Origin of the sequence: Microbacterium sp. UBA837, from assembly GCF_002296025.1 — a bacterium.
GTDB lineage: Bacteria > Actinomycetota > Actinomycetes > Actinomycetales > Microbacteriaceae > Microbacterium.
Genome location: NZ_DBHD01000070.1, coordinates 1 through 7,069, shown reverse-complemented (window position 1 = coordinate 7,069; position 7,069 = coordinate 1). Strand labels below are relative to the sequence as shown.

Sequence of the window (7,069 nt, the reverse complement as noted above, 5' to 3'; positions counted from 1 at the left end):
AATGTCTGCCACGCCCCATCCGACGGTGGCGATCTCGGGCGCCGTGAAGATGTTGGCGGTGATGCGGCGCTTCTCGAGCGGGATGACGACATCACCGAACGCGTGGAAGACGGCGGTCCGCCCCTGCATCGCCGCCACCGATGCCAGGGGGAAGAAGTTCGTGCAGTCGCCGGCGGCATAGATGTTCGGGACTGACGTCCGGGCCACACGGTTGACGCGGATGTGGCCGCTCTGCGTGAGCTGCACCCCGGCCTGTTCGAGACCGATGTTCGCCGTGTTCGGGATCGAGCCGACCGCCATCAGGCAGTGGCTCCCCTCGACGCGAGAACCGTCCGAGAGGGTCACGACCACGCCGTCACCCTCGCGCACCACGGACTTCGCGCGGGACTTGGGAAGAAGGGTCATACCACCGCGCAGGAAGACGCTCTCGATCACGGCAGCGGCGTCTTTGTCTTCGCCCGGCAACACCTGGTCGCGGCTCGAGATGAGCGTGACCTTCGAGCCGAGGTTCATGTATGCCGAGGCGAACTCCGCGCCGGTCACACCCGAGCCGACGACGATGAGGTGCTCGGGCAGCGTCTTCATGTCGTAGAGCTGCGTCCAGGTCAGGATGCGTTCCCCGTCGGGCTTGGCACTGGGAAGCTCACGCGGCGAGGCGCCCACGGAGATCACAAGGGTGTCGGCCTCGATGCGGTCGAAGTCCGTGCCGCCGGGTCCCGTGGAGACGACCACGGCGTTGTCATCCTCGACGCGGCCGTGTCCCTCGAGGATCGTGACGCCTGCCTGCAGCAGGGAAGCTCGCATGTCCTCGGACTGCTGGCGCGCCAGGGCGAGGAGCCGCTTGTTGACCTGTGCGAGGTTGATTGCGATCTCAGGCTTGAGCGGGCGACCGTCGCCACCCTTGGCGAACAGCTGAACACCGAGCTCCCCCGCGTCGGCGATCGCGACAGCGGCGTCAGCCGTCGCGATGAGCGTCTTGGACGGTACGACGTCGGTGATGACCGCCGAGCCGCCGACACCGGCCCGCTCGACGAGGGTGACGTCCGCCCCCAGCTGCGCTGCCGCGAGCGCCGCCTCGTAGCCGCCGGGACCACCGCCGATGATCGCGACGGATTGGGCGCGCTCGAAGCTCAAAGACATGCGTCCATTGTTTCAGCAAGCCCCCGTTGTTCCCGCCAGTCACGGGTTCCTAGAGTGGGAGCATGTCAGACACGCTGAGCAACCCGCTCGATGATCCTCACGCCGACCCCTTCGAGGTCGCGCGAACCGCAGCAGCCGATATCGCTCGCCTCACCGGCGTCGAGCACCACGACATCGCGCTGACTCTAGGAAGCGGCTGGGGCAAGGCAGCCGACCTCATCGGCGAGACCGTCGCGACGATTCCGGCGACGGATGTCACGGGCTTCAGCAAGCCCGCCTTGGAAGGCCACGTGGGTTCGCTACGCAGCATCCGTACTCCCAAGGGCAAGCACGTGCTCGTGATCGGCGCACGCACCCACTACTACGAAGGCCACGGACCGCGCCGCGTCGTGCACAGCGTGCGTACGGCCGCCGCGACCGGCGCCAAGACGATGGTGCTCACCAACGGCGCCGGCGGCATCAAGCCGTCCTGGAAGCCGGGACAGCCGGTTCTCATCAGTGACCACATCAACCTGACCGGCGCATCGCCGCTGGAAGGCGCGACCTTCATCGACCTCACCGACCTCTACTCCGTGCGACTGCGTGACGTTGCCCGAATGGTGGATCCGACACTCGACGAGGGCGTGTACTGCCAGTTCCGCGGGCCCCAGTACGAGACTCCGGCCGAGGTGCGGATGGCAAAGACCATCGGCGGACACATTGTCGGGATGTCGACAGCGCTCGAGGCTATCGCCGCTCGTCAAGCAGGGATGGAGATCCTCGGGTTCTCGCTCATCACGAACATGGCTGCCGGCATCCAGACGACCCCGCTGAGCCACCAGGAAGTCATCGAGGCCGGCAAAGCGGCAGAACCGGTGATCTCGGCGTTGCTGGCGCGCGTCATCGGCGAGCTGTGATGAGTGTGGTCGACGCCGCTCGGGTCTGGCTCGAGCAGGATCCCGATCCGGACACCCGAGCCGAGCTTGCCTCGCTCCTCGAGGCGGCTGATGCCGGCGACGCTGCTGCGCTCGGCGAGCTGGAGGATCGCTTCGGCACCCGCCTCGCCTTCGGAACCGCGGGGCTTCGCGGTGCTCTGGGCGCCGGTTCCAACCGGATGAACCGGGTCCTCGTGACACAGGCCGCGGCAGGGCTTGCCGCATACCTGCGCGAGCGAGCAGGAACCGACGCCACGCCGCGCGTGGTGATCGGATACGACGGACGCCGAAACTCCGATGTCTTTGCTCGCGACTCCGCGGAGATCTTCGCGGGAGCAGGCTTCGAGGCGGTGCTGCTGCCACGGCTGCTGCCGACCCCCGTGCTCGCGTTCGCCGTGCGCCACCTGGATGCCGCAGCCGGCGTCATGGTGACGGCATCCCACAACCCGCCCGATGACAACGGCTACAAGGTGTATCTCGGCGGCGTCGACGCGGGTTCGCAGATCGTATCCCCCGCGGATGCCGAAATCGCGACGCACATCGAGGCGGTGGCTGCCGGCGACATCCGTGATCTGCCGCGCAGTTCGGCGTACGAGATCGCACCGGAGTCGGTGGTGGACGCCTACGTCGGGGCGACCGCCGCGGTCGCGCCGGCGGGTCCCGGCGCGCCCGGGATGCGGTGGGTCTACACCGCCATGCACGGCGTCGGGTGGGAGACGCTCGCCCGCATCCTCGACGCTGCCGGGTATCCGGCGCCGACGCCGGTGACCGCCCAGATCGAGCCCGACGGGCGGTTCCCGACCGTGTCGTTCCCAAACCCCGAAGAGCCCGGGGCGATGGACCTTGCCTTCGAGACGGCTCGGCAGGTCGGGGCGGAGTTCATCCTCGCCAACGACCCAGATGCTGATCGACTCGCCGTTGCGGTGCCCGACCCGGCCGCGCCGGAGGAGTGGCGGCGCCTGACCGGGAACCAGATCGGGCTGCTCCTCGGGTGGCGCGCGGCGCGGGCGGCGGATGCGGCATCCGGTGCAACCCTCGCCTGCTCCCTGGTGTCTTCACCAGGCCTCGCTGCCGTCGCCGAGCACTACGGGCTGGGCTTTGCGGCAACCCTCACCGGGTTCAAGTGGATCTCCCGTGCCCCGGGAATGATCTACGGGTTCGAGGAGGCTCTCGGCTACCTCGTGAACCCCGAGACCGTACGCGACAAGGACGGGATTTCGGCGGCGGTCGCGATGCTGGGGATGATCGCCGAAGCGCGAGCATCCGGTCGCACGGTCGGTGACCTGTTGGCCGAGTTCGACGAGACATTCGGCGCGTTCGCCAGCGACCAGATCTCGCTGCGGGTGAGCGATCTGTCGCTGATCGGCCGGATGATGTCATCGCTCCGGGCAGCTCCCCCGGCGGCGATCGGCGGCGTGACGGTGGCGCGGATCGACGACCTGCTGCACGGGGTCGACGGCCTTCCGCCCGGCGACGTGCTCCGCCTGTGGCTTGAGGACGGGTCTCGCATCATCATCCGGCCCAGCGGCACCGAGCCCAAGCTCAAGGTGTATCTCGATGTTCGCGCAGAGACGGCCGACGCGGCATCCACCCGCCTGACCGATCTGGCCGCCGGCGCGCGCGACTTGCTCGCCGCCGTCAGCTGACGGGGCCGCAGCTAACTCCTCGAATCCGGGTCTGGGGCGCAGCCGCGGCGCCGCGAACGCGCGGTTTGCCGGCGATGTTGAGGAGTTGGCTGCGGCTCACAGCTGGCGCTGGCGGGCGTGGACGACCTCGAGAAGGTCGACGAACAGCGGATGCTGGGGTGTCAGGCCCGTGATCCGAGTCACGGCGGCGGCGGCATCCGTATCGCGAAGCAGCTGCTGCAGCTCCTGGGACTGCGGGTCGTCGGGGTCGTCGAACTCCAGGGCAGCACCGACAGCCGCGAGCAGTCCCGACACCGACATCCCCCGCTCCGCGGCCTCAGCGGCAGGGCCGATGAATCGCTCGTGCCGCGACAGCTTGCGCAGCGGCTGGCGCCCGACCCGACCGACGGTGTCGGGCAGCGCAGGGTTCTGGAATCGCCGCAGGATCGTCGCCCGATAGTCGGCGAGCTCTTCGACGGGCAGTTCGTGCTTGGCCGTCAGAAGCGCCGAGGTCTCTTCGAGGGCCGCGATCACCTGACCTGCGATCGCTGGGTCGGCGAGAGTCTGCGCGATCGTCACGTGCCCGGCGCGAGCGCCGAGGTACGCGGCTGCGGCGTGCCCGGTGTTGACGGTGAAGAGCTTGCGCTCGATGTAGGGCGCGAGGTCGTCGACGAAGTGGGCGCCGGGAATCTGCGGCGGGTCGTCGCCGAACGGCGGCCGCTCGATGGCCCATTCGAAGAAGGGCTCAACGGTGACATCCACCCCGGTACCCTCAGGCTGCGCCGGCACGATTCGGTCGACGGCGGTGTTCGCGAAGACGGCCCGGGCCTGGAGGTCAGTCCAGCTCTCCCCCGCGGCTGCGGCGACCTCATCCCGCAGCAGGTCGGTTGCGTTGATGGCATTCTCACACGCCATCACGTGGAGCGCCGCCTGCGAGGCCTCCCGCGCGGCGAGCCCTGCGGCGATGTGCGGGGCGACGAATCGAAGGACAGTCGGACCCACAGCGGTCGTTACCACGTCGGCCGTCGCGATCTCAGCCACGAGAGCATCGGGGTCGGTGGCGGAGTTGATCGCCCGAAACCCCGTCACCGTCTTGTCGACACCACCCTCGCCGACCTCGTGGACGGTATACGAGGATGCCGCGTTGATCGCATCGACCAGGGGCGCCGCGACATCCGAGAACACAAGCTCGTAGCCGCCCTCGTGGAGGAGCAGCCCGACGAAGCCGCGTCCGATGTTGCCCGCGCCGAAGTGGACGGCCTTCATGACTGCCTCCTCCTCAGACGCCGGCGGCGGAGACGATGGCGAACAGGTCGTCGCTTGTCGCGGCAGCCTTCAGCCTTGCGACGTCATCCTCGTCGGAGAACAGGATCGCGATCTGCGACAGGATCTCGAGGTGCTCATCGCCGACACCGGCGATACCGACGACGAAGGTCACGGTTTCGCCGTCCCAGTCGACGCCGCCGTCGTACCTGACGACGGACAGGGCCGACGCGAGGATGGCGTCCTTGGCGTCGTTCGTGCCGTGCGGGATCGCAAGCTCATTGCCCATGTAGGTCGAGACGGTCTGCTCGCGGGCAAGCATCGCGTCGTAATACGCCGAGGTCACTGCTCCGGCAGCGACCAGAAGATCTGCCGCCTCCCGGATCGCTTCGTCCCGCGTTGCCGAGCCCGCATGAATCCGCACGCGGTCGCTCGTGAGAACCTCACTGGTCATAATGAAACCTTCCTCCCCGGGAAAATTGCCGTCTCGTCGCATACGGGTGACGAGACGAAGGACGAGGGTGCGGGGCGGCCTGCGCCGCCCCGCACCGACTCATCGGTTATGCACCATCCTGGTGCTGGTCGCGGACCAGCTCCACAACCTCGTCGTACTTCGGCGAGTTCATGAAGTTGTCGACCGACACATGTACGGCATCCGGAGTCTTCTGCCGGGCCCGGTCGGTGAGCTGATTCTGCGTGATCACCAGGTCGGCGGAAGCATCCAGATTCGCGATCGCCTTGTTGGTGACCGTGACATCGGTGATCCCCGCCTTCGTGATCTTGTTGCGCAGCACGCTCGCGCCCATTGCAGATGACCCCATGCCCGCGTCGCACGCGAACACGATGTTCGAGATCTGCTTGGTTTCGAGACGTCCTCCGCTGGCGAGACCCCCCGTTGCCCGAGCGGTCTCTGCCTCGTCGTACGCCTCGTCGGCGTCGCCTGCGGCGCGGGCGTCAGCACCAGCGCTGGCGCGAAGACCAGCGAGCGCAGCCGACTCCTTGCCCTTGTTGGCCTCGGTCTGTGCGATGGCGGCGCTGAGGTCGCCGCCGAGCCCCGCTTCGAGGTCGCGCTTACGGCTTGCGCGCAGCATGATCCCTGCGAGCAGGAACGTCACTGTGGCAGCAAGAATCACCGAGAGATAGACCACCAGAAGGTTTCCGACTCCCGGACCGATTGCGGCAAAGGTGACGGCGATGATGCTTCCCGGAGCGGCTGGGAATGCCAACCCTCCCTGCAGAAGCATGTTGGTCGCGACTCCAGTCGCGCCACCCGCGATGAGCGCGAGGATCGTGATCGGCTTCGACAGCGCGTACGGGAAGTAGATCTCGTGAATGCCGCCGAAGAACTGGATGATGATCGCGCCGGGAGCCGAAGCCTTGGCCGCGCCGACACCGAAGAAGGTAAACGCCAGGAGGAGTCCGAGACCGGGTCCGGGGTTTGCCTCGATGAGGAACAGAATCGACTTGCCGGTCTCGGCTGCCTGCTCGATCCCCAGCGGCGTGAAGACACCGTGGTTGATGGCATTGTTCAGGAACAGCACCTTCGCCGGTTCGACGATGATCGACACGAGCGGCAGCAGGTTCACCGAGACGAGCCAACCGACCGCGCCACCAAGGACTGCGCTGACGCCGAGCATGACGGGGCCGAACACGAAGAACCCGACGATCGCGAGGATCATTCCGAGGATGCCGGCGGAGAAGTTGTTGACCAGCATCTCGAAGCCGGGCTTGATCTTGCCGTCCCAGATCCGGTCCATCCACTTGGTCATGAGAGCAGCGAACGGGCCCATGATCATGGCACCGAGGAACATCGGGATGTTGGTGCCGACGATTACACCCATGGTCGCGATCGTCGCGACCACACCACCGCGCTCGCCGTAGACCATGCGACCACCAGTGTTGGCGATCAGAAGCGGCAGCAGGTAGACAATCATCGGGCCGACGAGGCCGACATACGAGAAGAAGTTCCCGCCGTCACCTTCGGCCAGCTGCACCATTGCGCCCTGCCAACCGATGAGAGCCTCATCGCCGCCGGAGCCGATGATGTCTGAGACGGGGTACCAGTGCCAGCCGAAGGGGCTGTCGGGGCCGAAGAAGCCCGACGGGATGAAGAGCATCGTAATGAAG

General features: G+C 67.2%; 6 protein-coding genes. 2 read left to right on the top strand and 4 right to left on the bottom strand.

The window, feature by feature from the left end:
- A partial coding sequence (locus tag B3587_RS05330) for an NAD(P)H-quinone dehydrogenase (RefSeq protein ID WP_292726945.1) occupies positions 1–1,140 on the bottom strand: 1,140 nt, incomplete at its 3' end.
- Between the two features lie 62 nt (positions 1,141–1,202).
- On the opposite strand from B3587_RS05330, the gene B3587_RS05325 reads away from it, so the two are divergent.
- Both B3587_RS05325 and B3587_RS05320 read left to right on the top strand, forming a co-directional pair.
- On the top strand, positions 1,203–2,036 hold the full coding sequence (locus B3587_RS05325; protein WP_228177535.1) for a purine-nucleoside phosphorylase: 834 nt from the start codon (positions 1,203–1,205) through the stop codon (positions 2,034–2,036).
- Positions 2,036–3,700: a phospho-sugar mutase gene (locus B3587_RS05320; protein ID WP_292726943.1), complete on the top strand. Its 1,665-nt coding sequence runs from the start codon at positions 2,036–2,038 to the stop codon at positions 3,698–3,700. The genes B3587_RS05325 and B3587_RS05320 overlap by 1 nt, the downstream gene beginning before the upstream one ends.
- Before the next feature lie 96 nt (positions 3,701–3,796).
- Here the strand turns inward: B3587_RS05320 and B3587_RS05315 are convergent, their stop codons facing one another.
- From B3587_RS05315 to B3587_RS05305, 3 genes are all read right to left on the bottom strand, one after another.
- Positions 3,797–4,945 carry a mannitol-1-phosphate 5-dehydrogenase gene (locus tag B3587_RS05315; protein WP_292726941.1) on the bottom strand — a complete coding sequence of 383 codons (1,149 nt, stop codon included), beginning with the start codon at positions 4,943–4,945 and terminating at the stop codon, positions 3,797–3,799.
- A gap of 13 nt (positions 4,946–4,958) precedes the next feature.
- Positions 4,959–5,396: a PTS sugar transporter subunit IIA gene (locus B3587_RS05310; protein ID WP_228177532.1), complete on the bottom strand. Its 438-nt coding sequence runs from the start codon at positions 5,394–5,396 to the stop codon at positions 4,959–4,961.
- A 106-nt stretch (positions 5,397–5,502) separates the two neighbouring features.
- Positions 5,503–7,069: PTS mannitol transporter subunit IICB (locus tag B3587_RS05305; protein WP_292726939.1), on the bottom strand; the 1,567-nt coding region annotated here is incomplete at its 5' end.